At 72.2% G+C, this 26,268-nt stretch carries 21 protein-coding genes and 1 riboswitch; of the genes, 12 read left to right on the top strand and 9 right to left on the bottom strand.

Annotated features, from left to right (window positions below):
- Positions 1–89: 89 nt before the first annotated feature.
- From dapA to ACSSS0_RS02465, 3 genes are all read left to right on the top strand, one after another.
- The gene (gene dapA / locus ACSSS0_RS02475) at positions 90–992 is read left to right on the top strand and encodes a 4-hydroxy-tetrahydrodipicolinate synthase (protein WP_487229931.1); all 903 of its coding nucleotides are present in this window, start codon (positions 90–92) and stop codon (positions 990–992) included.
- 65 nt (positions 993–1,057) lie between these two features.
- Entirely contained in the window at positions 1,058–2,743 is a 1,686-nt protein-coding gene (locus tag ACSSS0_RS02470; RefSeq protein ID WP_487229930.1) for a ribonuclease J, read from the top strand.
- Position 2,744: 1 nt separating this feature from the next.
- Complete coding sequence (locus ACSSS0_RS02465; RefSeq protein ID WP_487229929.1) at positions 2,745–3,833, top strand: endonuclease/exonuclease/phosphatase family protein; 1,089 nt, start codon at positions 2,745–2,747, stop codon at positions 3,831–3,833.
- 81 nt (positions 3,834–3,914) lie between these two features.
- On the opposite strand, the gene ACSSS0_RS02460 is transcribed toward ACSSS0_RS02465, so the two are convergent.
- On the bottom strand, positions 3,915–5,312 hold the full coding sequence (locus ACSSS0_RS02460; protein WP_487229928.1) for an aminotransferase class V-fold PLP-dependent enzyme: 1,398 nt from the start codon (positions 5,310–5,312) through the stop codon (positions 3,915–3,917).
- Positions 5,313–5,348: 36 nt separating this feature from the next.
- Positions 5,349–5,474: riboswitch (SAM riboswitch) on the bottom strand.
- A 244-nt stretch (positions 5,475–5,718) separates the two neighbouring features.
- Between ACSSS0_RS02460 and ACSSS0_RS02455 the strand changes: the two genes are divergently transcribed.
- Entirely contained in the window at positions 5,719–8,649 is a 2,931-nt protein-coding gene (locus ACSSS0_RS02455; RefSeq protein ID WP_487229927.1) for an FtsK/SpoIIIE family DNA translocase, read from the top strand.
- A gap of 98 nt (positions 8,650–8,747) precedes the next feature.
- Here the strand turns inward: ACSSS0_RS02455 and ACSSS0_RS02450 are convergent, their stop codons facing one another.
- From ACSSS0_RS02450 to ACSSS0_RS02425, 6 genes are read right to left on the bottom strand one after another with little or no spacing between them, the layout of a single operon-like run.
- Positions 8,748–9,425 carry a response regulator transcription factor gene (locus tag ACSSS0_RS02450; RefSeq protein ID WP_487229926.1) on the bottom strand — a complete coding sequence of 226 codons (678 nt, stop codon included), beginning with the start codon at positions 9,423–9,425 and terminating at the stop codon, positions 8,748–8,750.
- The gene (locus tag ACSSS0_RS02445) at positions 9,422–12,109 is read right to left on the bottom strand and encodes a DUF4118 domain-containing protein (RefSeq protein ID WP_487229925.1); all 2,688 of its coding nucleotides are present in this window, start codon (positions 12,107–12,109) and stop codon (positions 9,422–9,424) included. The genes ACSSS0_RS02450 and ACSSS0_RS02445 overlap by 4 nt, the downstream gene beginning before the upstream one ends.
- Positions 12,079–12,699 carry a potassium-transporting ATPase subunit KdpC gene (kdpC, locus tag ACSSS0_RS02440; RefSeq protein WP_487229924.1) on the bottom strand — a complete coding sequence of 207 codons (621 nt, stop codon included), beginning with the start codon at positions 12,697–12,699 and terminating at the stop codon, positions 12,079–12,081. The genes ACSSS0_RS02445 and kdpC overlap by 31 nt, the downstream gene beginning before the upstream one ends.
- Positions 12,700–12,704: 5 nt before the next feature.
- Entirely contained in the window at positions 12,705–14,885 is a 2,181-nt protein-coding gene (gene kdpB / locus ACSSS0_RS02435) for a potassium-transporting ATPase subunit KdpB (protein WP_487229923.1), read from the bottom strand.
- The gene (gene kdpA / locus ACSSS0_RS02430; RefSeq protein ID WP_487229922.1) at positions 14,882–16,528 is read right to left on the bottom strand and encodes a potassium-transporting ATPase subunit KdpA; all 1,647 of its coding nucleotides are present in this window, start codon (positions 16,526–16,528) and stop codon (positions 14,882–14,884) included. The genes kdpB and kdpA overlap by 4 nt, the downstream gene beginning before the upstream one ends.
- A complete protein-coding gene (locus ACSSS0_RS02425; protein ID WP_487231177.1) occupies positions 16,528–16,614 on the bottom strand; it encodes a potassium-transporting ATPase subunit F in 87 nt (28 codons plus the stop codon). Before ACSSS0_RS02425 ends, kdpA begins: the two co-directional genes overlap by 1 nt.
- Before the next feature lie 101 nt (positions 16,615–16,715).
- Here ACSSS0_RS02425 and ACSSS0_RS02420 point away from each other — a divergent pair, with 101 nt between their 5' ends.
- Positions 16,716–17,459, top strand: coding sequence for an ion channel (locus tag ACSSS0_RS02420; protein ID WP_435985495.1), 744 nt, complete (start codon positions 16,716–16,718; stop codon positions 17,457–17,459).
- A 55-nt stretch (positions 17,460–17,514) separates the two neighbouring features.
- Here ACSSS0_RS02420 and ACSSS0_RS02415 read toward each other — a convergent pair whose 3' ends face one another.
- Positions 17,515–18,735, bottom strand: coding sequence for a dipeptidase (locus ACSSS0_RS02415; RefSeq protein WP_487229921.1), 1,221 nt, complete (start codon positions 18,733–18,735; stop codon positions 17,515–17,517).
- 28 nt (positions 18,736–18,763) lie between these two features.
- Here ACSSS0_RS02415 and rimO point away from each other — a divergent pair, with 28 nt between their 5' ends.
- Genes rimO through ACSSS0_RS02385 form a run of 6 tightly spaced genes read left to right on the top strand, consistent with a single transcriptional unit; the run spans position 18,764 to position 23,944 of the window.
- Positions 18,764–20,239, top strand: a complete 1,476-nt coding sequence (gene rimO, locus ACSSS0_RS02410) for a 30S ribosomal protein S12 methylthiotransferase RimO (protein ID WP_487229920.1) — start codon at positions 18,764–18,766, stop codon at positions 20,237–20,239.
- Positions 20,236–20,979: a CDP-diacylglycerol--glycerol-3-phosphate 3-phosphatidyltransferase gene (pgsA, locus tag ACSSS0_RS02405; protein WP_487229919.1), complete on the top strand. Its 744-nt coding sequence runs from the start codon at positions 20,236–20,238 to the stop codon at positions 20,977–20,979. The genes rimO and pgsA overlap by 4 nt, the downstream gene beginning before the upstream one ends.
- 1 nt (position 20,980) lies before the next feature.
- Entirely contained in the window at positions 20,981–21,610 is a 630-nt protein-coding gene (locus ACSSS0_RS02400) for a CinA family protein (protein ID WP_487229918.1), read from the top strand.
- An 11-nt stretch (positions 21,611–21,621) separates the two neighbouring features.
- Complete coding sequence (locus ACSSS0_RS02395; protein WP_435985500.1) at positions 21,622–21,924, top strand: helix-turn-helix domain-containing protein; 303 nt, start codon at positions 21,622–21,624, stop codon at positions 21,922–21,924.
- A 17-nt stretch (positions 21,925–21,941) separates the two neighbouring features.
- Positions 21,942–22,841 carry a serine hydrolase gene (locus tag ACSSS0_RS02390; protein WP_487229917.1) on the top strand — a complete coding sequence of 300 codons (900 nt, stop codon included), beginning with the start codon at positions 21,942–21,944 and terminating at the stop codon, positions 22,839–22,841.
- Entirely contained in the window at positions 22,838–23,944 is a 1,107-nt protein-coding gene (locus ACSSS0_RS02385) for a dipeptide epimerase (protein ID WP_487229916.1), read from the top strand. The genes ACSSS0_RS02390 and ACSSS0_RS02385 overlap by 4 nt, the downstream gene beginning before the upstream one ends.
- A 66-nt stretch (positions 23,945–24,010) precedes the next feature.
- Here the strand turns inward: ACSSS0_RS02385 and ACSSS0_RS02380 are convergent, their stop codons facing one another.
- Positions 24,011–25,612, bottom strand: a complete 1,602-nt coding sequence (locus ACSSS0_RS02380; RefSeq protein WP_487229915.1) for a DUF3352 domain-containing protein — start codon at positions 25,610–25,612, stop codon at positions 24,011–24,013.
- 156 nt (positions 25,613–25,768) lie between these two features.
- On the opposite strand from ACSSS0_RS02380, the gene ACSSS0_RS02375 reads away from it, so the two are divergent.
- Positions 25,769–26,017 (top strand): DUF3046 domain-containing protein, encoded by a 249-nt coding sequence (locus tag ACSSS0_RS02375; RefSeq protein WP_435985504.1) that lies wholly within the window; start codon positions 25,769–25,771, stop codon positions 26,015–26,017.
- Positions 26,018–26,268: the final 251 nt, after the last annotated feature.

Below are 26,268 nucleotides of genomic sequence, written 5' to 3'. Positions count from 1 at the left end.
CGCCTCTTTCGTGCCCGCCTCGAGCCCGCTCGAGGGTCCGGCGTGGGCGTGGCGTCGTGCGCGAGGGCCCGGGCGCTAACCTTGGGTCCATGGCTGACGCACCCGCCCTCGGACGTGTTCTCTCGGCGATGGTCACGCCCATGCGGCCGGACGGCTCGATCGACCTCGAGGCCGCCCAGCGGGTCGCGACGCACCTCGTCGAGGCCGGCCACGACGGCCTCGTCGTCTCGGGCACCACGGGCGAGTCGCCCACCACCTCGTCCGACGAGAAGGACGAGCTGCTCCGCGCCGTCATCGAGGCCGTCGGCGACCGCTGCGTCGTCATCGCCGGTGCCGGCAGCAACGACACCGCCAAGAGCGTCGAGTCGGTGCGCCACGCGCAGAAGGCCGGCGCCGACGCGGTGCTCGCCGTGACGCCCTACTACAACAAGCCCCCGCAGGCCGGGCTCGTCGCCCACTTCACGGCCCTCGCCGACGCGAGCGACCTGCCCGTCATGGTCTACGACATCCCCGGCCGCTCGGGCATCGCCATCGCGCGCGAGACCTACCTGCGCATCGCCGAGCACGACCGCATCACCGCCGTGAAGGACGCCCGAGGCGACCTCTGGTTCGCGAGCGAGATGATGCAGGAGACCGGCCTCGACTGGTACTCCGGCGACGACGCCATGAACCTCGGCCACTTCGTCAACGGGGCTGTGGGCTTCGTCGGCGTCACGTCCCAGGTGGCCCCGGCGGCCTACCGCGAGATGGCCGACGCGGTCGTCGACGGGCGCTGGGACGACGCCCGCGCCGTGCACCGACGCCTCACCCCCGTCGTCAACGCCGTCATGAACGTCACCCAGGGCGCCATCATGGCCAAGGCCGGCCTCGCCGAGCAGGGCATCATCGAGTCCACGGCCGTGCGCCTGCCGCTCGTGCCCGCGGACGACGAGCAGTCCGCCCTCGTCCGTGCCGCTCTCGCCGCCCTCGCGGCCCTCCCGGCGGTGGGATGACCGCCCCATGACCTCTGACCGGAGCCCCTGACGGCCCGGCAGCACCACCGAATGACAGGACACCTGTGAGCCACCCCCACCCCGAGCTGACCACGCCCCCCGCCCTCCCCGACAACGGCCTGCGGGTCGTCGCGCTCGGCGGGCTCGGCGAGGTCGGACGCAACATGGCCGTGCTGGAGACGAAGGGCAGGCTGCTCGTCATCGACTGCGGCGTGCTCTTCCCCGAGGACCACCACCCCGGTGTCGACCTCATCCTCCCGGACTTCACCTACATCGCCGACCGCCTCGACGACATCGAGGCCATCGTCCTCACGCACGGCCACGAGGACCACATCGGCGCCGTCCCCTACCTGCTCAAGCTCAAGGGCGACATCCCGCTCATCGGCTCCACGCTGACGCTCGCGCTCGTCGAGGCCAAGCTCAAGGAGCACCGGATCCGGCCGTACTCCATGGCGGTCAAGGAGGGCCAGCGCGAGAAGCTCGGCGTCTTCGACCTCGAGTTCGTGGCGGTCAACCACTCGATCCCCGACGCGCTCGCCGTCTTCGTGCGCACCGAGGCGGGCACCCTGCTGCACACCGGTGACTTCAAGATGGACCAGCTGCCGCTCGACGGCCGCCTCACCGACCTGCGCGCCTTCGCCCGCCTCGGCGAGGAGGGGGTCGACCTCTTCCTCACCGACTCGACGAACGCCGACGTCCCCGGCTTCACGACGCCCGAGCTCGAGATCGCGCCGGCCATCGACAAGGTCTTCCGCCACGCCCAGCGGCGCGTCATCGTCGCCTGCTTCAGCAGCCACGTGCACCGCGTGCAGCAGGTGCTCGACGCCGCGGAGAAGGCCGGCCGCAAGGTCGCCATGGTCGGACGCTCGATGGTGCGCAACATGGGGATCGCCGCAGAGCTCGGCTACCTCCGGGTGCCCGACGGCATCCTCATCGACATCAAGAAGATCGACAGCCTGCGGGACGACGAGCTCGTCCTCATCTGCACGGGCTCCCAGGGCGAACCGATGGCGGCCCTCTCGCGCATGGCCAACCGCGAGCACCGCATCGACGTCGGCCCCGGTGACACCGTGCTCCTCGCGAGCAGCCTGATCCCGGGCAACGAGAACGCCGTCTACCGCATCATCAACGGGCTCATGCGCCTCGGCGCCACCGTCGTGCACAAGGGCAACGCCAAGGTGCACGTCTCGGGCCACGCCAGCGCCGGCGAGCTGCTCTACTGCTACAACATCGTCAAGCCGCGCAACGTCCTGCCCGTGCACGGCGAGTGGCGGCACATGTACGCCAATGCCCAGCTCGCCATCGCCTCCGGCGTCCACGAGGACAACGTCGTGCTTGCCGAGGACGGCGTCGTCGTCGACCTGGTCAACGGGGTCGCCGAGGTGACCGGTGTCGTCGAGTGCGGCTACGTCTACGTCGACGGCAGCAGCGTCGGTGGCGCCGACGAGGCCCTGCTCAAGGACCGCCGGATCCTGCGCGACGAGGGCTTCATCACCTGTGTCGTCGTGCTCGACGCGGCCACCGGCAAGATCGCGAGCGGACCCGAGATCACGGCCCGCGGGTTCGTCGAGGCCGACGAGATCTTCCAGCAGGTCATCCCCAAGGTCGAGCGGGCCGTCGAGGAGGCCGTGGCCAAGGGTGTGCGCGACGACCAGCAGCTCCAGCAGGTCATCCGCCGCGCGGTCGGCTCGTGGGTCGGCGGCAAGATCCGCCGTCGGCCGATGATCATCCCGGTCGTGCTGCAGGCCTGACGTGACGGTGCAGGAGGTCGCCCGGCGGACCGGGCCCGCCGGCGACGGCGACGACGTGCCCGCCGACCCGCCGGGGGACACCGGGGAGACCGCCGGGTCGTCGACGCCGGAGCCGGCGCGACGGGGACCGCGCCGGCGCTGGGTCGACGTCGTCATCGGCGTCGTCCTGCTCGTGCTCGTCGCGGTCGGCGCGCTGCGCTGGTACGACTCGACGGCGTACGTCGTCGTCGTGCTCCAGACGGCCGGACCCTTCGTCGTCATCGGCCTGGGCCTGCTCACTGTGGCGACGCTCGTGCTGCGCCGGTGGTGGATGGTGGCCCCGGTCGTCGTCGCGCTCGTCGTGGCGGCGACCGTCGCGGCCCCCGCCTTCCGGGCCACGTCCTCGTCCAAGGCCGACCGCGACCTCACCGTCATGTCGGCCAACGTCTGGGTCGGCTCGGCCAACGCCGGCCAGCTCATGGACGCCGTGCGCTTCCACTCGGTCGACGTCCTCGTCCTCACCGAGGCCACGCCGGCGATCCTGCGGCGGCTCGACGCCGAGGGCGCCGGCGACTACTTCTCGCAGCGCGAGGGCGTGGCCCGCGCCAACACCTCCAGCGGCACGATGGTGCTCTCGCGCTACCCGCTCTCGGTGCGCAGCCTCGGCACCGACCCGGCGATCGAGGGCACCCAGAGCGTCCAGCCCGAGGTCGACGTGACCGTCCCCAACGGCACGGTCCGCCTCAAGGTCGCCCACCCCGCGGCGCCGTTGCGCGGTGACACGCTCGAGTGGCGCGCCGGTCTGCGGGCGCTCGAGTCGTGGAAGCAGCGGCTCGACGGCGACGAGCTCGTCGTCATGGCCGGCGACTTCAACGCCGGCTTCGGCCACCCGGGCTTCCGCGACCTCGCCGCCGGTCTCAGTGACGCGCAGCGCACCGACGGGCAGGGGTGGGTGCGCACCTGGCCGTTCGCGGGCAACCGGCTCCCGGCCTTCGTGCAGCTCGACCACCTGCTGAGCCGCGGGCTGACGGTCGTCTCGGCCGGGCAGGTGGCCTTCAACCGGGCCGACCACGCCGCCGTCTGGGCGAGCTACGCGCTGCCGGCACGCTGACCGACCTCCCCGACCGACAACCCGGACCGCCGGGCCGAAGGCGCTGACACACCGACCCCGATCAGCGGCAGACGCCCGCGGTCACCAGGGTCGCTCGACCTCGACGTCGCGTGGGTCGGTGCCCTCGAGCGCCCAACCGGTCTCGGTGAGCGTCCACTCGGCGTCGGTGCCGTGCTCGACGAGGCGCGCGACGGCGGCGACGAGGCGCTCGACCCCCTCGAGCGTGCTGCCGAGGCCGATGCTGGCGCGGACGGCGGTGACGGAGCGCTCGCCCCAGGGGTCCTCGAGGAGCTCGTCGACGAGCAGGTGGGCGCAGAACTTGCCGTCCCGCACGCCGATGCCGTGCTCGACGGAGAGCACCTGCGAGACGAGCGAGGAGTCCCAGCCGTCGATGGTGAAGGCCACGACGCCGACGCGGTCGCTGTCGTCGCCGAAGATCGAGAGGACCTCGACGCCTGCGACGTCGTCGAGGCCGGTGCGCAGCCGCTCGAGCAGGCGGGTCTCGTGCTCCTCGATCGCCTCGCGGTGGCGGCTGATCGTCGAGCACGCCGCGGCGAGCGCGATGGCGCCGATGACGTTGGGGCTGCCGCCCTCGTGGCGGGCCGGGCCGGTCGCCCACGTCGTGCCGTCCTCGGTCACCGAGCGCGTCGCGCCGCCGCCGAGCAGGTAGGGGTTGCCGGCGTCGAGCCAGTCGGAGCGCCCGGCGAGGACGCCTGCGCCGTAGGGGGCGTACGTCTTGTGCCCCGAGAACGCGACGTAGTCGGCGTCCCACGCGGCGAGGTCGATGGTGCGGTGCGCCGAGAGCTGGGCCGCGTCGACGGCGATTCGGGCTCCGTGCGCGTGGGCCAGCGCGGCGAAACGCTCGACGGGCCAGACCTCACCCGTGACGTTCGAGGCGGCCGCGACGACGACGAGGCGGTGGCGCGACGGGTGGTCGGCCAGTGCCTCCTCGAGCAGGGCGTGCGCGTCCTCGACCGTCTGCGGGACGGGGAGGCGCACGGTGCGGAAGCGGCCCCACGGCAGCAGGGTCGAGTGGTGCTCGGTGCCGAAGACGAAGACCGTCGTGCCGCTCGGCAGCGCCTTGCTCAGCAGCGCCCAGGAGTCGGTCGTCGTCCGGGTGAAGACGACCGAGTCGCCCTCGCGCGCGCCGACGAAGGAGGCGACCTCCGCGCGGGCCTGCTCGTACCACGCGCTCGTCAGCCGCGATGCGAAGCCGGCGCCCCGGTGGACGGAGGAGTAGGTCTCGAGGGCACGGTCGACGGCCGCCTTGACCGTCTCGAGCGCCGGCGTCGAGGCCGCGTGGTCGAGGTTGGCGTATGCCGTGTCGCCGTGCAGCGTCGGCACGCGCAGACCCGCGCCGACGACGGTGGGCAGCGTGCGCGCCTCCGGCACGACGTGCAGGGCGCGGGTGCGCATGAGCGGTGCGGGGGAGCCTCCACAGAGGGAGGCGGCGGGGTGCGTCGAGGGAAGGACCGACATGGGAGTGCTCCTGGGTCATGGGACCCACCTCGTGCAGGTCCGCGCTTGCCGACCTCGAGGACGCATGCGGACCGAGGGCGGCCTGGTCGTCACCCGGAGCACCCCACCGCGGAGGAGGGTTGCTGGCCAGCGAGCCGGGGCTTGTCACTGGCACTCATGACCTGCGCAAGACCATAGGCGGGACGGTCGCCGGCTGTCCACCGGTCGGTCCCCGGGTGTCGCGATCTGAGACGCCGCCCGGCCCGAGGTGCGCCCCGCGGCACCCGACGACGGTCCCCACGGTGCCCGGGAGGTTCGCCCACGGCATACGAGAGCCCTGTGAGCCCTGGAGAGCGCTGTCCGACTGATCGGTCCTGTTGCGCGTGTGACGCGTGAGTTCATCGGTGCGTTGACGTACGGTGCCAGCATGGCGTCACGTCCGTCCACCAGCCAGCGCTCGAGCTCCGCCGCGGCCACCCGCGCCAAGGGGTCCGCGGGCAGCGCCTCGTCACGCCCTCCGGCAGCACGCGGTGGGAGGCCGGCGCAGCGCAAGCCCGCTGCCCGCAAGCCCGCCGCCAAGACGGCGTCCAAGACCCGGGGCGGAGGCCTCCCCTTCCCGCTCGGCGCGATGCGCAACACGTGGATGGGGGTCTCGCACATGGCCGGGGGGGCGGTGCGCCGCGTCGGCCACAGCGCCGCCGACCTCGAGCCCGAGCATCGTCGCGACGGCATCGGCTTCGCCCTCATCGCGCTTGCCGTCGTCGTCGCCGCCCGTGAGTGGTGGGGCGTCTCCGGCACTTTCGGCCAGGTCGTGCACGCCGTCTTCGCCGGCACCTTCGGCCGCGTCGCGTACGCCGTCCCGCTCGTGCTGCTCGCGCTCGGCCTGCGCATGCTGCGCGCCCCCCAGGACGACGCGGCGACCAACCGCATCGTCGTCGGCACCATCGCCCTGACCTTCGCCGCGTGCGGTCTGTCGCACCTCGCCGACGGCATCCCCAACCCGCCCGACGGCGCCGACGGCATGCGCGCCGCCGGCGGCATCCTCGGCTTCCTCGCGTCGAGCCCCCTCGCGGCGGCCGTCTCGACCTACGGTGCGCTCGTCCTGCTCATCCTGCTCGGGCTCTTCGGCCTGCTCGTCATCACGGCGACGCCGGTCAACATGATCCCGACCCGCATGCGGCAGCTGCGCGCGCTGGTCATCGACCGCGACCACGTCGACGAGCAGCCCGACGAGGCGCTCGACGCCCCGGCCGCCGCGGTCAAGCGCGCGCGTCGCAAGGCCGTCGACCTCGCCGACCGTGACGGCGACGAGGCGTTCCGCCAAGCCGCGCAGAAGGCCCTCGAGGACGAGGCGACCACTCATCTGCGGCCCGGCGAGAAGCGCCCGACGCCTCCCGGACTGCTCGCCCCGCGCCCCGGCGGCGAGAAGGGCGCCGAGCGCGTCATCGACGCCACCGACCCCAAGACCCTCGGCGCCCCCGACACGAGCAAGGTCGGCCCCAAGGCCGAGCTCATCCCGCCGCCCATGTCCGACCTGCCCGCTCGCGTCGAGCAGCTGAGCCTCGGCGGCGACATCACCTACCAGCTGCCCGACCACTCGATGCTGACGCCGGGTCCGCCGCACAAGACGCGCAGCGAGACCAACGACCGCGTCGTCGAGTCGCTGACCAACGTCTTCGACCAGTTCGACATCGATGCCGCGGTCACCGGCTTCACCCGTGGCCCGACGGTGACGCGCTACGAGGTCGAGCTCGGCTCGGGCACCAAGGTCGAGCGCGTCACCGCGCTCTCCAAGAACATCGCGTATGCCGTGGCCTCGGCCGACGTGCGCATCCTCAGCCCCATCCCGGGCAAGTCCGCCATCGGCATCGAGATCCCGAACCTCGACCGTGAGAACGTGTCGCTCGGCGACGTGCTGCGCAGCAACACGGCCCGCACCAACGAGCACCCGATGGTCATGGGTGTCGGCAAGGACGTCGAGGGCGCCTACGTCATCGCCAACCTCGCGAAGATGCCGCACCTGCTCGTCGCCGGCGCCACCGGCTCGGGCAAGAGCAGCTTCGTCAACTCGATGATCACCTCGATCCTCATGCGCTCGACGCCCGAGGAGGTCCGGATGATCCTCGTCGACCCGAAGCGCGTCGAGCTGACGGCCTACGAGGGCATCCCGCACCTCATCACGCCGATCATCACCAACCCGAAGAAGGCCGCCGAGGCGCTCGCGTGGGTCGTCAAGGAGATGGACCAGCGCTACGACGACCTCGCGGCGTTCGGCTTCAAGCACGTCGACGACTTCAACAAGGCCGTCCGCGCCGGCAAGGTCAAGCCGCTGCCCGGCTCGGAGCGGCAGATCACGACCTACCCGTACCTCCTCGTCGTCGTCGACGAGCTCGCCGACCTCATGATGGTCGCCCCGCGCGACGTCGAGGAGTCGGTCGTGCGCATCACCCAGCTCGCGCGCGCCGCCGGCATCCACCTCGTCCTCGCGACGCAGCGGCCGTCGGTCGACGTCGTCACGGGCCTCATCAAGGCCAACGTGCCCTCGCGGATGGCCTTCGCGACGTCCTCGCTCGCGGACTCCCGCGTCGTGCTCGACCAGCCCGGCGCCGAGAAGCTCATCGGCCAGGGTGACGCGCTCTTCCTGCCGATGGGCGCGAGCAAGCCGATGCGTGTGCAGGGCGCGTGGGTCAACGAGTCCGAGATCCACGAGGTCGTCAAGTTCGTCACGACCCAGCTCAAGCCCAACTACGTCGAGAACGTCACCGTCGCGGCGCCGAAGAAGCAGATCGACGACGACATCGGCGACGACCTCGACGTGCTGCTCCAGGCCACCGAGCTCGTCGTCACGACGCAGTTCGGCTCGACGTCGATGCTCCAGCGCAAGCTGCGCGTCGGCTTCGCCAAGGCCGGTCGCCTCATGGACCTGCTCGAGTCGCGCGGTGTCGTCGGCCCGAGCGAGGGGTCCAAGGCCCGAGACGTGCTCGTGCGCCCGGACGACCTCGAGCAGACGCTCGCGCTGCTGCGTGGTGAGGACGTGCCGCACCCCAACGAGCCCGTCGACGCCGACGACCTCGCCGACATCATCGAGCCCGCGGAGCCGTATGCCGCCCCGCCCGTCGACGTGGAGCCCCCGGCCGTGTCGGCCGGCTACACCGATGAACCGGAGGAGGCCGCGCCCCAGCGGACGGCCGCCCTCGTCGCCGAGCGTGGCGAGCAGCGCGCCCACGAGGACGAGACGACCGCGGTGCCGACGGCCCGGTGGACGCCGGGCGACATGACGCGCACCGTCGACGAGGACGACGAGGAGTCCGAGGACGCCTGGAACCTCACCGACCGCGGCCCTCGCGAGCGCTACTGACCCGAAGGGCTCGACGTCTTCCCGTCCCAACCGTCGAAAGGCCACAAACCGGGAGGGACGCGCTTCGCGCGGCACACCGGTTTGTGGCCTTTCGACGGTCAGGGGTTGAAGCGGTAGCCGAGGCCGGGCTCGGTGACCAGGTGGCTCGGGTTCGCCGGGTCGGGCTCGAGCTTGCGGCGCAGCTGGTTGGCGTAGACGCGAAGGTAGTTCGACTCGCGGCCGTAGGACGGGCCCCACACGGCCCGGAGCAGGTCCTGCTGCTGGACGAGGTGGCCCGGCTCGCGACACAGAGCCTCGAGCACCCGCCACTCCGTCGGCGTCAGACGGACCTCCTCGCCGTCGACGGTCGCACGACGCTCGGCGAAGTCGAGGACGAAGTGGTCGGTGACGACGGGGCCGAGGTGCCGCCCGAGGTCACCGCCGCGGCGCACCGCGGCGCGCACTCTGGCGAGGAGCTCCTCGACGCCGAAGGGCTTGGTGACGTAGTCGTCCGCGCCGAGGTCGAGCGCCTCGATCTTGTCGTCGGACTCGTGCCGTGCCGACAGGACGATGACGGGCACGACCGATGCGGCGCGGATGCGGCGGAGCACCTCGGTGCCGTCGAGGTCGGGCAGCCCGAGGTCGAGGATGACGACGTCGGGCGCGTCCTCGAGGACCGACTGCACGGCGGTGCGACCGTCGGCGGCCGTGACGACCTCGTTGCCGTGGGCGCGCAGCGCGATCGTCAGCGTGCGCTGCAGCCGCGGGTCGTCGTCGACGACGAGCACTCGGGTCACGCGTCCTCCTTGGTGTCGGCCGGCTCGGTCGCCCCGGTGGCCCTGGTCGCCTCGGTGGCTCCGGTCGCCTCGGTCGAGGTGGTGCCGGCCGCGACGTCCCTGCCGCCATCACCTCGAACCGAAGGGGCGGGCGGGGCGTGCGGGGTCGGGGTGAGCGGCAGCTCGACGACCATGGTGATCCCACCGCCCGGGGTGTCCTCGGGCACGAGCGAGCCGCCGAGGACGCTCATCAGCCCTCGGGCGACGGCGAGCCCGAGGCCGAGGCCGTCGCCCTGGGGCGCATCGCCGACGCGCTGGAACGCGGCGAAGATGCGCTCCTTGTCGGCGTCGGACACCCCGGGCCCGCGATCGACGACCCGCAGCTGCACGGTGTCGCCGATGCGACCTGCGGTGATGCGCACCTCGGCGTCGCCGCTGTGCCGCAGGGCGTTCTCGACGACGTTGGCGAGCACCCGGTCGAGCAGCCCGAGGTCGGTCCGCACGAGGGGGAGGTCCGGCTTGAGGTCGACCTCGACGCGCTGCGGCGCCGACGTGGTGCGCACCGTCGACACGACGGCGTCGAGCAGGTCGATGGAGTGGTGGTGCGCGCGCACGGCTCCGGTCTCGAGGCGTGACAGGTCGAGGAGGTTGCCGATGAGGGCGTCGAGGCGGTCGGCGCTCTCCTCGACCGACTCGAGCAGCTCCGCCTCGTCCTCGGCCGTCAGGTCGAGACCGGCCTGGCGCAACGTCGAGACGCCGGCCTTGATGCTCGCGAGAGGCGTGCGCAGGTCGTGCGAGACGGCGGCGAGGAGCGTCGTGCGTGCGGCGTTGTCGCGCGCGAGCCCGGCGGCCTCGCGCGCGGCCCGGACGAGCTGCTCGCGTCCGTGGAGGATCGCGGCGTGCGCGGCGTAGGCGTTGACGACGCGCTGGTCCTCCGCGGCCACGGGAGGGCCGTCGAGCAGCAGGTGGACGCCGTCGTCGACGGTGACGTCGAGCGCCCAGCCCGTGCCGGCAGGGAGCACGCTTCCCGCCGGCAGGTCGGCGTCGGTCGAGGCGACGACGGTCGTGGGCCGGTCGGGGTGCACCTCGGCGAGCACGGCGGCCCGCATGCCGAGGTCGTCCCGCGCCCGGTCGAGCAGGGCCGGCAGGGGCCGAGGCTCCGCGAGCAGGTCACGGCTCATCGCGGCGAGCGCCGACGACTCGCGCTCGGCCGAGATCGCCTGTTCGGTGCGGCGGGCGGCGACGTTGACGACCGACGAGACGGCCATGGCCACGAGCACGAAGACGGCGAGCGCCAGGGCGTTGGGTGGGTCGCTGATGGTCAGGGTGCCCCGCGGCTCGGTGAAGAACCAGTTGACGACGAGCGACCCGACGACGGCGCAGAAGAGCGCGGGCCAGATGCCGCCGACGAGAGCGCAGACCACGGTGAGGGCGAGGTAGAGCAGCAGGTCGAGCGACAGGGTGTGACCTTCTCGCGTCGCGACGAGGACCCCCGTCAGGGCGACGAGGGCGACGACGGCGAGGAGCAGCCCGGTGACCACCCGACGGGTGGGCAGGCCGGTCGCGCGCGACCGCCGTCGGCCCACCTTCGAGCCCTCGTGCGACACGAGGTGGACGTCGATGTCGCCCGACTCGTCGGCGACCTCGGAGGCGATGCTCGGTCGGAGGATCTGCTGCCAGCGCCCACGTCGGCTCACGCCGACGACGATCTGCGTCGCGTTGACGCCTCGCGCGTGGTCGAGGATGGCCTCGGCCACGTCGTGACCCGACACGTCGTGGAACTCCGCGCCGAGGTCGTGCGCCAGCCGGTGCAGGCGAGCGAGCACGGCAGGGTCGGTCGAGGTCAGCCCCTCGGCGGACCGGACGTGGCAGGCGATGAGATCCCCGCCGGCGGCCCGGGTGGCGATCCGGGCGCCGCGTCGCAGCAGGGTCTCGCTCCCGGTCTCGCCGGTCAGCGCCACGACGACGCGCTCGCGCGCGGGCCACTGGTCGAGGATGCCCTGGTCGGCCCGGTAGCGCTCGAGGGCCTCGTCGACCCGGTCGGCGAGCCAGAGCAGGGCGATCTCGCGCAGCGCCGAGAGGTTGCCGACCCGGAAGTAGTTGGCGAGGGCGGCGTCGACCTTGTCGGGTCCGTAGATGTTGCCGTGGGCCATGCGACGGCGGAGGGCCTCGGGCGACATGTCGACGAGCTGCACCTGGTCGGCGTGGCGCACCACCTCGTCGGGCACGGTCTCCTGCTGACGGATGCCGGTGATCGACTCGACCACGTCGTTGAGGGACTCGAGGTGCTGGATGTTGACGGTGGAGATGACGTCGATGCCGGCCTCGAGGATCTCCTCGACGTCCTGCCACCGCTTCTCGTGGCCGGCGTCCGGACCGTCCGCGACTCCGCCATCGGTGGTGTCGCGGCTGCGGACGTTGGTGTGTGCGAGCTCGTCGACGAGGACCACGTGGGGACGTCGGGCGAGGACCGCGGGGACGTCGAGCTCGGTGAGCCGGCTGCCGCGGTACTCGACCGTGCGACGAGGGAGGACCTCGAGGCCCTCGAGCATGGCCGCCGTGTGGGACCGCCCGTGCGTCTCGACGTAGCCGACGACGACGTCGGTGCCGCGCTCGAGGCGGCGGTGGCCTTCATCGAGCATGGCGACCGTCTTGCCGACTCCCGGTGCTGCCCCTAGATAGATCCGCAGCGACCCACGCCCCATGAGGCGATCCTCTCAGGTCGCCCCGCGCTCGGCGCCGTGAGGCGCGCGAGGGCGAGGTTGAGCTCGAGGACGTCGACGCGCGGCTGACCGAGGAAGCCGGCCACCCGCTCCCGTGTGTGCTCAGCCACGAGCGACCGCACCTGGGTCACGTCGAGCCCACGGGCTGCGGCGACGCGCTCGACCTGGGCTCCGGCATACGTCGGCGAGATGTGCGGATCGAGCCCGCTGGCGGATGCCGTCAGGGCGTCGGCGGGTGCGCTGGTCGCGTCGAGGGCGGCGGCCTGCCCGCGCTGCGCGACCTCGGCGTCGAGGTCGGGCCCGGGCCCGAGGTTGGTGCCGCCGCTCGTGTCCCCGGCGTAGGCTCTGGCCGAGGGGCGGCCGTGGAACCACTCGTCGCCCTGCCACAGCTGGCCGATGAGGCTCGAGCCGACCACCCTGCCGCCGGACGAGACGAGCGAGCCGGCCGCCTGGTCTCGCGCCACGACCTGGCCGACACCCCACACGACGGCGGGGTAGAGCACCCCGAGCAGGACGGTGAGGACGAGCATGGCCCGGAGGCCCGCGAGGGACTGCTTGACGACGTTGTTCACAGGTCTCACATCATTCCGGGTAGGTGGCTCACGACGAGGTCGATCAACTTGATGCCGATGAAGGGGGCGATGACGCCGCCGACGCCGTAGACGAGGATGTTGCGTCGCAGGAGGGCGGTGCTGCCGGAGGGTCGGTAGCGAACGCCCCTGAGCGACAAGGGGATCAGCGCGACGATGATGAGCGCGTTGAAGATGACGGCCGAGAGCATCGCCGACTTCGGGGTCGACAGGCCCATGACGTTGAGCGCGTCGAGACCGGGGAAGAGGACGACGAACATCGCCGGGATGATCGCGAAGTACTTCGCGATGTCGTTGGCGATCGAGAAGGTGGTCAGCGCGCCTCGGGTGATGAGCAGCTGCTTGCCGATCGAGACGACGTCGATGAGCTTCGTCGGGTCGGAGTCGAGGTCGACCATGTTGGCCGCCTCCTTGGCTGCGGACGTCCCGGTGTTCATCGCGACACCGACGTCGGACTGCGCGAGTGCAGGGGCGTCGTTCGTGCCGTCACCCGTCATCGCGACGAGCCGGCCGCCCTCCTGCTCCTTCTTGATGAGCGCCATCTTGTCCTCGGGCGTCGCCTCGGCGAGGAAGTCGTCGACCCCGGCCTCTGCCGCGATGGACCTGGCCGTGAGTGGGTTGTCGCCCGTGATCATCACGGTGCGGATGCCCATCGCGCGCAGCTGGGCGAAGCGCTCCTTCATGCCCGGCTTGACGATGTCCTTGAGGTGGACGACGCCGAGCACCCGAGCCGGCTCGCCCGGCTGCATCGACGCGACGACCAGAGGGGTCCCGCCGGAGCTCGCGATCCCCGCGACCTCGGTGAGCACCCCGGACGGGACGCCGCCCCCGTGGTCGGAAGCCCAGCGGCACACGGCGTCGGACGCGCCCTTGCGCACGGACGTGCCGTCGGGCAGGTCGATCCCCGACATGCGGGTCTGTGCGGTGAACTCCACGAACGTGGCACCCTCGCGCCGGACCTCGTCGAAGCGGGTACGCGTCTCGTCGGCGAGTCCCCGTGCCGACAGCTCGACGATCGAGCGCCCCTCGGGCGTCTCGTCGGCCAGCGAGGAGAGGTATGCCGCCTCGGTGACCTCCACGTCGGGGAGCCCGGGGGCCGCGAGCAGCTCGGTCGCACGGCGGTTGCCGAAGGTGATGGTGCCGGTCTTGTCGAGCAGGAGCGTGGACACGTCACCCGCCGCCTCGACGGCGCGCCCCGACATGGCGAGGACGTTGTGCTGGACGAGCCGGTCCATGCCCGCGATGCCGATCGCCGAGAGCAGCGCCCCGATGGTCGTCGGGATGAGGCAGACGAGCAGGGCCACGAGCACGACGACCGACTGCGCCTGCCCGGAGTAGACGGCGAGCGGCTGGATCGCCATGACGGCGAGGACGAAGATGATCGTCAGCGTCGTGAGCAGGATCGTGAGGGCGATCTCGTTGGGCGTCTTCTGCCGGGCGGCCCCTTCGACGAGCGCGATCATCCGGTCGATGAAGGTCTCACCGGGCCTGGTCGTGATGCGCACGGTGATGCCGTCGGAGAGCACGGTCGTGCCGCCCGTGACGGCGCACCGGTCGCCGCCGGACTCGCGGATGACCGGGGCGGACTCGCCCGTGATCGCCGATTCGTCGACCGTGGCCATGCCCTCGACGACGTCTCCGTCGCCGGGGATGACCTCGCCGGGCCGCACGACGACGAGGTCGCCGATCGTGAGGTCCGAGGCGGCGACCGTCTCGAGGGAGCCGTCGGCACGCCGGCGCTGCGCCGTCGTCGTGGTGCGCGTGGCCCGCAACGTGGCCGCCTGGGCCTTGCCGCGACCCTCGGCGACGGCCTCGGCCATGTTGGCGAAGAGCACGGTGGCCCACAGCCACAGCGTGATGCTCCAGGCGAACCACGAGGGGTCGACGACGGCGACGACCGTGGTCACGAGCGAGCCGACCCACACGACGAAGACGACGGGGCTGCGCCACACGTGGCGTGGGTCGAGCTTGCGGACGGCCTCGGGGAAGGTCGCGACGAGCTGCCGCGAAAGGGTGGCGAGCGACACGGACGCACGCGCGGCACGGATGAGCTCCGACGCGGGAGGCGCCGTCTCCGTGGCGCCGGACCTCGGGTCGGTGCCGGCGCCCTGACCGGTGGTGGGTGACGACGGCGTCGTCGTCGACGACGGCGTGGGCGAGGGGGTCATGACAGTGCCTCCGCGAGGGGACCGAGGGCCAGGGCCGGGAAGAACGTGAGTCCGGTGACGATGACCGCCACCCCGACGAAGAGGCCCGCGAACGTGGGTGTGTGGGTGGGCAGCGTGCCGGCATTGACAGGCCGGCGCCGTTGCGCCACAAGAGAACCGGCAAGAGCCAGCACGAGGACGATCGGCACGAAGCGGCCGAGGAACATGCACAGGGCGAGGGTGAGGTTCGTGTAGGGCGTGTCCGCCGAGAAGCCCGCGAAGGCGCTGCCGTTGTTGTTGGCGGCCGACGCGTACGCGTACATCACCTCGGTGAGCCCGTGCGGCCCCGAGGCGAGCATCTGCGACGAGACGAGCGGCGCGACCATCCCGATGCCGGTGAAGACGAGCACGAGGGCAGGCATGACGAGCAGCGCGAGCGCGGTGAGGGTGATCTCGCGCCGCCCCACCTGCTTGCCGAGCAGCTCGGGCGTGCGCCCGACCATGAGTCCCGAGATGAAGACGGTCAGCACGGCGAGGAGCAGCGCGCCGTAGAGCCCCGAGCCGACGCCACCGGGGGAGACCTCGCCGAGCAGCATCGAGAAGAGCGCACCGCCGCCGCCGAGCGCACTGTAGCTCTCGTGCATCGAGTTGACGGCGCCGGTCGACGTGCCGGTCGTGCTCGCCGCGAAGAGCGCGGACGGCCAGACGCCGAAGCGCAGCTCCTTGCCCTCGAGGCCGCCGAGGGGTCCGCTCGCGGCACTCACCTCGGCCCACGTCACGGCGGCGACCATGAGCCCCCACAGGGTCCCCATGAAGGCGAGCACCGTCCAGCCCTGCCGGCGGTCGCCGACGAGGACGCCGTAGGTCCGCGGCAGCGAGAAGGGGATGACGAGCAGCAGGAAGATCTCGACGAGGTTCGTGACGGCGTTCGGGTTCTCGAAGGGGTGGGCGGAGTTCGCGTTGAAGTAGCCGCCCCCGTTGGTACCGAGCTCCTTGATCGCCTCCTGGGAGGCGACGAGCCCGCCCTGGATGACCTGCGACCCGCCGGACACGGTCGTGACCTCCGTCGGCGACATGAGGTTCTGGATGACGCCGCCGAGCAGCAGCACGACGGCGCCGACGAGCGCGAGCGGCAGCAGGACGCGGACGGTGCCCCGCACGAGGTCGACCAAGAAGTTGCCGATCTCGGCGCCGCTGGAGCGTGACAGCCCGCGCACGAGCGCCACGGCCACGGCGAGGCCCACGGCCGGAGAGACGAAGTTCTGGACGGTCAGCCCGAGCGTCTGGACGAGCGGCGACGTGCCGGACTCACCGGCATACGACTGCCAGTTCGTGTTCGTCACGAACGAGACGGCGGTGTTGAGCGCGGTGTCGAGGTGCATCGACGCGCCGCGCGCGAGCGGCAGGACGCCCTGCAGGGCGATGAGCGCGAAGAGCAGGACGATCCCGACGACGGAGAAGCCGAGCACGGCGACGGCATACGTGCTCCAGCGCTGCTCGGACGACGGGTCGATGCGGCACAGGCGGTAGACGAGGCGCTCGACGCGCCAGTGCTTGGCGTCGGTGAAGACGCGGGCCATCCACGACCCGAGGGGCACGTGAGCGACGGCGAGGGCGGCGACGAGGACGGCGATCGTGAGCAGCCCGCTGGCGGTGTCGCTCATCAGAAGCGGTCCGGGTGGAGGAGCACGTGGACGAGGTAGGCCAGCACGGCGAGCCCGACCACGCCGAGGAGGATGGAGGTGAACATGACTCCTTCCTAGGGTCGCCACCGCTGCCGACCGCGGCCGTTGACCTCGCGCTGACGGCTCTTGACGCGTTCTTGACGGGGCCGCCACTAGAGTCCGAGTCGTGAGTGCGTCGCTGGAGCTCTGGCCGTCATCGCCCCGTCGTTCGGGGCCGCCGTCGCGGGTCGACCGCCTGCGCCGCAAGGTGAACGAGCTGCCGTGCGCCCTCCTGCTCTTCACCCAGCTCGCGGCGCTCGTGGCCTACCCGTTCATCGAGACGCGGGCGGGTGACGTCCGTGAGACGGGCCGGGCCATCTTCGGCCTCATCGGCCTCGTCGTGCTGTTCCTCGCCGTGCGGGCGGTACGGGCGACACCGGCCCTGACGTGGGTCGCGGTGGGGCTGGGCGGCCCGGTCGTGCTGCTCACCATCGGCGAGGCGGTGTGGCCGACGAACGACGTCGTCGCCTTCTGGAGCGCCCTGCTGCACGCGCTCTTCTACTTCTACACGGGCTACGGGCTGCTGCGGTACATGTTCGCCGACAACTGGGTGACGCGCGACGAGCTCTACGCCACCGGCGCGACGTTCACCGTCGTGGCGTGGGGCTTCGCCTACCTCTACGTCGCCGTCCAGCTCCTGTGGCCGAACTCGTTCACCATCTACGGCGAGGCCGACCCGGGCACGCGCACGTGGTTCGAGCTCCTCTACCTCTCGATCACGACCATGACCTCGACGGGCCTCTCCGACATCATCGCGGTCGAGCCGCACGCCCGGGCCTTCGTGCTGCTCCAGCAGATCGCGGGCATGCTCTACGTCGCGCTCGTCGTCGCCCGCCTCGTCGGGCTCACCATCGCTCGCTTCCGCCAGTAGGCGTTCGCGCCCACCGAGGGCGTATGCCGTGCGCCCGGGTCGCGCTCGGACGACCTCAGCGGGTGCCGTCGAGCTCGGCGAAGGTCCTGAGGCTCGGGGCGCGGGTGGCCTGCAGGTCGCGGGCCACGGCCTCGACGTCGCGCATGACACGCAGGGTGTTGCCGCGGACGAGCCGCGCGACCTCGGCCTCGGACCACGACCGGTCGAGCAGGGCGGCGACGAGCCGCGGGTAGCCGCTGACGTCCTCGAGACCGACGGGGAAGGTGTCGGTGCCGTCGTAGTCGCCGCCGATGCCGATGTGGTCGATGCCGGCGACCTCGCGCACGTGCTCGAGGTGGGCGACGACCTGCTCGATCGTCGCGTCGGGCTTGGGGTGCTCGCGCTGCCAGCCGGCGGTGAACCGGCCGAACGCCTCCCAGTCCCGCGCCTCGACGCCCACCTCGGCCGCAGCCGCGGCAGCCTCGACGCGCCAGGCGGCGGTCGCGGGGGAGACGAACTCGGGCACGAAGGTCACCATGCACACGCCGCCGTTGGCGGGCAGCGCGGCGAGCACGTCGTCGGGCACGTTGCGGGGCGTGTCGCACAGTGCGAGCGCCGAGGAGTGGCTGAAGATGACGGGGGCGTCGGTGGTCTCGAGCGCGGTCCGCATCGTCGTCGCGGCGACGTGGCTGAGGTCGACCATCATGCCGAGCCGGTTCATCTCCCGCACGACCTCGCGGCCGAACTCGCTGAGCCCGCCGACGACGGGCACGTCGGTGGCCGAGTCCGCCCACGGCGTGTTGTCGTTGTGCGTCAGCGTCAGGTAGCGCACGCCGAGGACGTGGAGCAGGCGCAGGGTGCCGAGCGAGCAGCCGATGGAGTGACCGCCCTCGGCGCCGAGCAGCGACGCGACGCGGCCTGTCGCGGTGGCCGCCTCCACCTCGTCCGCGGTGCGGGCCAGAGCCAGCCGGTCGGCATACGACCCGATCATCCGGTGCACGCCGTCGACCTGCTCCAGCGTCGCCGTGACGGCCGAGTCGCCCTGAAGGGTGCTCGGCACGAAGACCGACCAGAACTGGGCGCCGACCCCGCCCTCGGCCAGGCGCGGGAGGTCGGTCTGCGTCGACGTGAGGCGACCGGAGATGTCGAGCGCCTCGAAGTCGTAGCCGGTCTGCTCGCGCGCCTCCCACGGGAGGTCGTTGTGGCCGTCGACGAGGGGGTGCTCCCGGAGGAGCTCGCGTGCCCGCGTCAGGAGGTCGTCATGGCCCTGGGGGGCGGTTCCGAGCATGTCGGCCATTGAACACCCCGCCATCTAGAGTGGACGCATGACCCCTCCCCACCCGAGCGCCGACAAGAGCGTCGCACTCGTCACCCTCGGGTGCACGCGCAACGAGGTCGACTCCGAGGAGCTGGCCGGCCGGCTGCTCGCGGAGGGCTGGCGTCTCGTCGACGACGCGGCCGAGGCCGACGTCGCCGTCGTCAACACGTGCGGCTTCGTCGAGCAGGCCAAGAAGGACTCCATCGACGCCCTCCTCGAGGCCTCCGACCTCAAGGGCGAGGGCGGCCGCACGCAGAAGGTCGTGGCCGTCGGCTGCCTCGCCGAGCGCTACGGCAAGGAGCTCGCCGACCAGCTGCCCGAGGCCGACGCCGTGCTCGGCTTCGACTCCTACCGCGACATGAGCAGCCACCTGCAGACGATCCTCGCCGGTGGCCACGTCGAGAGCCACACGCCCGGAGACCGCCGCACGCTGCTCCCGCTCACCCCGGTCGAGCGCCAGCAGGGCTCCGCGTCCGTCTCCCTCCCGGGGCACGGCGACGCCCGCCCGGACCTCGCCGACAGCGACGTGCCGACCCCTGCCTCCGGGCCCCGCGTCATCCGCGCACGCCTCGACGGCCGCCCGTGGGCGCCGCTCAAGATCGCGTCGGGCTGCGACCGCCGCTGCTCGTTCTGCGCCATCCCGATGTTCCGTGGCGCCTTCCTGTCACGCCGTCCGGCCGACATCGTCGCCGAGGGCCGCTGGCTCGCCGAGCAGGGCGTCAAGGAGCTCTTCCTCGTCTCCGAGAACTCCACGAGCTACGGCAAGGACCTCGGCGACCTCGCCCTCCTCGAGAAGCTCCTGCCCGAGCTGACCGCCATCGAGGGCATCGAGCGGGTCCGCGTCTCCTACCTCCAGCCGGCCGAGATCCGTCCGGGCCTGTTGCGTGCCATGGCCGACACCCCCGGGGTCGTGCCCTACTACGACATCTCCTTCCAGCACGCGTCCGAGCCGCTGCTGCGCTCGATGCGCCGTTTCGGCTCGCGGGAGGCCTTCCTCGACCTGCTCGGCCGCGTGCGCGTGGACGCGCCGGAGGCCGGCATCCGCTGCAACGTCATCGTCGGCTTCCCCGGCGAGACCGAGGCCGACCTCGACGAGCTCGAGGCCTTCCTCACCGAGGCGCGCCTCGACGTCGTCGGCGTCTTCGGCTACTCCGACGAGGACGGCACGGAGGCGGAGGGGTATGCCGGCAAGCTGGCCCCAGAGGTCGTCGCCGAGCGTCTCGACCGCTTCACCCGCCTCGTCGAGGAGCTCAACGCCCAGCGGGCCGAGGAGCGCGTCGGCGAGCGGGTCCTCGTCCTCGTGGAGGAGATCGACGACGAGGAGGGCACCGTCATCGGGCGCGCCGACTTCCAGGGCCCCGACGTCGACGGCGTCGCCATCGTGCACGTCCCCGAGGGCGCCCCGGCCCCTCAGGTCGGCGACCTCGTGCCGGCTGTCGTCGTCGGCACCGAGGGGATCGACCTCGTCGCGGAGCCGCGATGACGCCACAGACCTTCCACCGGGGGGAGGGGCCCGCGCCCCGGCCCACCGACTGGAACCTGCCCAACGCCCTGACGGTGCTGCGCTTCCTGCTCGTGCCCGTCTACGCGATGCTGCTCTTCCAGGACGGCGGCCACGAGCCGTGGTGGCGCTTCTGGGCCTGGGCGGTCTTCGTCCTCGCCGCGGTCACCGACGGCATCGACGGCAAGATCGCGCGGCAGCGCGGCGAGATCACGAACTTCGGCAAGGTCGCCGATCCCATCGCCGACAAGGCGTTGACGGGCACGGCCTTCATCGGGCTGTCGCTGCTCGGGGTCGTCTGGTGGTGGGTGACGGTCGTCATCCTCGTCCGCGAGATCGGCATCACCGTGCTGCGCTTCGTCGTCATCCGGCACGGCGTCATGCCGGCCGGTCGCGGCGGCAAGCTCAAGACGATGCTCCAGACGCTGTCGCTCGGCGCCCTGACCTTCCCCCTCTGGGTGCTCCCGTTCGGCGACGCCTGGCTGCTCGCGGCGTACGTCGTGCTCGGCGCGGCCCTCGTCATGACCGTCATCAGTGGCATCGACTACGTCTTCAAGGCCGCGCGACTGCGCGAGACGAGCGAGCGGACCCTGGCACGGCGGGCCGCCCGCGCCGCTGCCCGCGATGCCGCCCGCGATGCCGCCCGCGATGCGAGGTCCGAGGCGGCGGACGGCCCGTCCGGCGACCCGGCACCGCCCGAGCGGACGGCGAAGCGGGACTGACGTGGACGACGTCGCCGAGTCCGTCGAGTCCGCCGAGTCCGCCGAGTCCGTCGAGTCCGTCGAGGCGCCCGGGGCGCGGCTCGTGGCCCGCCTGACCGAGGCGCACGAGACCGTGGCGTGCGCCGAGTCGCTGACGGCCGGCCTCGTCGCCGCCACCCTGGCCGACACCCCCGGTGCGTCCGCGGTGCTGCTCGGTGGGGTCGTCGCCTATGCCGCAGCCGTCAAGACGGCACTGCTCGGCGTGCCCGCCGACCTCGTCGCGCGGGTCGGCACCGTCGACCCCGAGGTCGCCGTCCTCATGGCCGAGGGCGTACGCCGCCGGCTGGGCTCCACGTGGGGTCTCGCCACGACCGGCGTGGCCGGTCCGGGACCGTCGGAGGGCAAGCCCCCGGGCACGGTCCACGTGGCCGTGGCCGGGCCGTCGGGAACAGTGACGCGCGCGCTGGGGTTGAACGGGACCAGGGCCGAGATCCGGTCGGCCACCGTCGACGCGGTGCTCCGGCTCGCGGTGGAGGAGACGGGCGCCACGCGCCAAACACCTGCGCCGCCGTGGGACCCTCGGGGTACGGTAGGGCTGTCGGGTCGCCCCGACGACGGCTCCACACCCGAACGCACGACACCAGCGACCTGAAGGAGGACGGCATGACGACACTGTTGCGGCGCGAGCTCGGCGACGTCCTCCGTGAGCGCCGGCGCGCCCAGGGTCGCACCCTCCGTGAGGTCTCGGCGACCGCCTCCGTCTCCCTCGGCTACCTCAGCGAGGTCGAGCGCGGCGAGAAGGAAGCCTCGTCCGAGCTGCTCGCCTCGATCTGCGGCGCGCTGTCGCTCCCGCTGTCGCAGGTCCTCATCGACGTGTCCAACCGGATGGCCGAGAGCGAGGGCCTCGCCCCGACCGTCTCGCTGCCCGTCCCGTCGGGCGACGTGGTGTCCGCCTCCGCCGCCTGATCGTCTACCGTGCTGGGGTGCGCAGCCCCTTCTCGGACCTCGACTCACGACTGGACCGGGCCGTGGTGCCCCGGGACCCGTCGGCTCAGCCGCAGCCCGCCACCGTGTCGGTGTGGCTGGGCGACCTGCAAGGCCGGACCCGCTACGAGCACGACGCGCTCGCACCCCACTACGCGGCGTCCACCATGAAGCTCCCGCTCGTCATCGCCGCCTTCCGGCGCGTCGTGCGTGGCGAGCTCGACCTCGACGCGCCGGTCGCGGTCACCGGCACCTTCGCCTCCGTGCTCGACGGCTCCCCGTTCGAGCTCGACGAGTCGGAGGACCAGGACCCGCAGACGTGGGCGGCCGTCGGCGGCACCCGCACCCTGGGTGAGCTGGCCGAGCAGGCCATCACCCACTCGAGCAACATCGCGACCAACCTGCTCGTCGACGTCGTCGGCCTCGACGAGGTCGCCGAGGTGCTCCGCATCGTCGGCTGCTCGCCGGCCACCGTGGTCGGGCGCGGCATCGAGGACGCCGTGGCTCGTCACGCCGGGATCACCAACACCGTGACCGCCGCCGACCTGGGGCTCGTCATGGCCGCGGTCGGGCGTCGCGAGCCCGCTCTCGGCGGCGACGAGGTGCTCACACCGGTCGAGGAGATGCTGGCCCGTCAGGTCCACGTCGACCAGGTGCCGGCCGGACTGCCGCCGGGCACCGCGACCGCGAGCAAGTCGGGCTGGATCCCCGGCGTCTCCCACGACGTCGCGCTCGTGCGTCCGGAGGGGGAGGAGCCCTTCGTCATCGCCGTCTGCACGACGATCGACCTCGACGAGACGGAGGCGGCCGTCTTCGTCGCCGGCATCGCCCGCGACGTCTGGCGCGCCGAGCACCCGACCGAGGACACCAGCGAGAACACCGAGGAGGAGCGAGCATGACCACCGTCGCGCGGGTGACGACGACGACCTCGTCCGTGCCGCTGCACACGCCGTTCGTCACGGCCCTGCGCCGCACCGAGACCACCGACACCGTCGTCGTCACCGTCAGCGACAGCGACGGCCGCACGGGCTGGGGCGAGGCGCCGCAGGTGTGGCAGGTGACGGGGGAGTCGCTCGCGAGCGCCACCGCCTGCATCGAGCAGGTGCTCGCCCCTGCCGTCACGGGTCACCGGCTCGACGACCGCAGCGACCTCGCCGCAGCCGCTGCCGTCGTCCAGCGCGCCGTGGCCCGCAACTTCGGCGCCAAGGCCGCGGTCGACGCGGCCCTGCACGACCTCGTCGCCCAGGCGGAGGGCACGTCGGTGGCGGTGCTGCTCGCGGCCCGGCCGGACGGCATACGCGAGGTCCTGACGACCGACGTCACCCTGTCGGCAGGTGCCGCTGACGCCCTCGCCGACACGGCGCGAACGCGCGTGTCCGACGGTTTCCGCACCCTGAAGATGAAGGTCGGCACCGACGCGAGCACCGACGTGCAGCGTGTCGCGTCGGTGCGCGACGCCGTCGGTCCCGACGTCGCCATCCGGCTGGACGCCAACCAGGGCTGGACGCGCGAGGAGGCCGTGCAGGTCATCCGTGCGCTCGAGGTCGCCGACCTCGGGGTCGAGTTCGTCGAGCAGCCCGTCGTGGCCGACGACGTCGAGGGACTGGCCTGGGTGCGCGAGCGGGTCGGACTGCCGGTCATGGCCGACGAGTCGTGCTACGGCCCCTTCGACCTCGAGCGGATCATCCGGCTGGACGCGGCCGACCTCGTCAACGTCAAGCTCGCCAAGTGCGGGTCGCTCACCGTGGGCCGTGACATGCTGCGCCGCGCCCACGACGCAGGACTGCGCACCATCGTCGGATCGATGATGGAGAGCCACGTCGGGGTCGGGGCCGCGGCGGCGCTCGTGGCTGCCGAGCCGACCACCGAGGTGAGCGACCTCGACGCCGCATGGTGGTCGGTCAGCTCGCCCGTCATCGGGGGAATCACTTACTCCGGCAACCAGATCCGTGTGCCGACCACTGACGGCCTGGGGATCACGGGGTTCGTCGACCGCGCGTGACCCCGCTGGTGCCAGACACACGAAGGGCCCCGCCGGAGCGGGGCCCTTCGTGTGTCGCGGGTCGGGTCAGTCGCCCAGGACCCGTAGTGAGAACGAGCCCTCACCGTTGCCGGTGTTGGTGGCGGTGAAGCCGACGGCACGCAGCGACTCGAGGAAGGACTTGGCCTCGCCGTGCACCTCGCCCTTGACGATGGCGTCGATCTTGTCGAGGTCGACGAAGAGGGTCGCGGTGGCGTTGCCGACGTCGCCGACGGCGAGCTTGAACGTGTCGCTCTCGCCGAGCTTGCCGCCCGACTTGAGGTCGTCCGCGTAGTCGGGCGTCGTGGCCACGAAGACCTTGTCGCCCTCGACCTTGTGGGTCAGCACGTCGCTGCCCACGCCGGCCGACTCCATGAGGCGACCGACGAGCTCGTCGGCGCGCTTGGCGTCGCTCGAGACGACCTTCGCGCCGAGGACGGGCACGTCGGACTGGAGGTCCTGCTCGGGCATGGCCAGGGTGAAGGACCGGCCGAGCAGCACCTTGAGGTCGTCGGGGAGCTTCATGCCGAGCTGCTGCTCGACCATGCCGATCGGGTCGGACTCACCGTCGGCGGCGGCGAGGCTCTCGATCTGCTTCTTCAGCTGGGGCCACGCGGAGTCGAGCATCTGGTCGGCGCCCGAGACGTTGAAGGCGGCCATCGTGTTGGCCGGGAGGGAGGCCACCTCGCTGCCGTCGCCCTTGACGGACCTCGTCGCGTCGGCGCCGCGCACGACGCCCGCCATCTCGACGTAGTCGGCGTCGAAGCGGACCGCCGTCGCGACGCGTCCCTTGGCCGAGGCCAGGGCCGTCGCGTCCATCCCCGTCGTGCCGCTGAGCTTCTGGATCTCCTTGAGGCCCGTGCCCATGTCGAACCACGCCGACAGGATCCCCTGCTCGCCGAGCGCCGCCATGTCGGAGGTGAAGCCGGCGTTCTGCGCGAGCGTGCCCTTGGAGGCGGCGGCGAGGGTGGCGTCGCCGACGCCGGGCGGGGTGACGATGGCGTAGCCGTCCTTCATCCGCAGCTCGGTGTCGGAGCCGCCCTTGTCGCAGGCGAAGAGCCTGGTCAGGGTGTCCTTGGCCGCCGACTCGTCCTTGACCTGGATCGCGATGGCGACGTTGGGGGCGTCCTCGGTGCCGCCGGGCCGGATCGCGGCGCCGACGCGGTCACCGAGCCAGGGCGCGATGTCGGTGTCGTAGCTGAACTTGGCGACGCAGTCGTTGCTCGCGTCCTTGGAGGCGAGCTGCCACAGCTGCTTGCGGGGGTCGTCGGCGCCGAGCGTGTCCTTGACCTTGGGCAGCTTGCCCAGGAAGCGCACCGCGGCGATCTTCTGGCCGGCCGACGGGTCGATGTCGAGACGGAGGTAGGCGTACGCGTCGCCGGGCAGCACGTCGGCGGGCTGGGAGCCGCCACCGCTCAGCGTCTGGAAGGCGAAGGCCCCTGCGCCGCCGAGGACGAGGGCCGTGACGACGCCGCCGACGAGCAGGCCCGTCCGCTTGCGGCCACCGGACGCGGGCGGCTGCGGGTCGTCGGAGAGGGTGACCTCACCGGGGACGGTCTCGGCCGCGCCGGCGGGCGTCGGGTAGGTGTAGGGCTGGGCCGCCGCGCGCGTGGGTTCGGTGGGCTCGGTGGGCCCGGTGGGCTCGGTCATGGTGTGCTCCCCTGAAGAGTTCGGTGTGCCGCGCGGCTGCGCGCGCGACGAGAGGACGATACCGGCCGCGCCGGACGTTCGCGGGCGGTTGCGGTAACGCTCCGACGACGGGTTCGCGCGGAACGGTTCCGGCCCGGCGGGTGGCACACTGCAGTGGTGCGGATCAGCCACTTCTGGACCTTGATGGACGACGAGTTCGGCGCGGCGTATGCCGGGTCGCTCGCCCGCGACCACGTGCTGGGTGCGCTCGGCAACCGCACCGTCGTGCAGGCCCTCGCCGAGGGCGAGCCGCCGCGCGCCGTGTGGGAGGCGCTCTGCACCGACATGGACGTGCCGCCGGAGCGACGCCTCGGACGCGACACCCGCGTCGCGCGGGGAGCCCAGGGCGGTCAGGCCGGTCGCTGACGCCGCCGCCGTTCGGCCCGGTGCGGAGCGGGGGAGCGCGCGGTGAGCGGGAGCTCCGCGTGGACCGCGTTCGACCGGGCGCTCACTCAGGTCCGGGCGACACGCTGATCTCGGCACCGGCGTGTCGTGCAGACTTCGAACACCTGTTCGGTAGTGTTCTCCACAGGTCCTGCGCCACCACCCGCATCGTCCACAGGCCGTCTCGTGGATCCTCCCGATGTCGGCGCCGGCACCTAGCGTCTGACCCGACA

Source organism: Terrabacter sp. R4-6, assembly GCF_057529065.1.
This window is presented reverse-complemented; position numbering and strand designations above follow the sequence as displayed.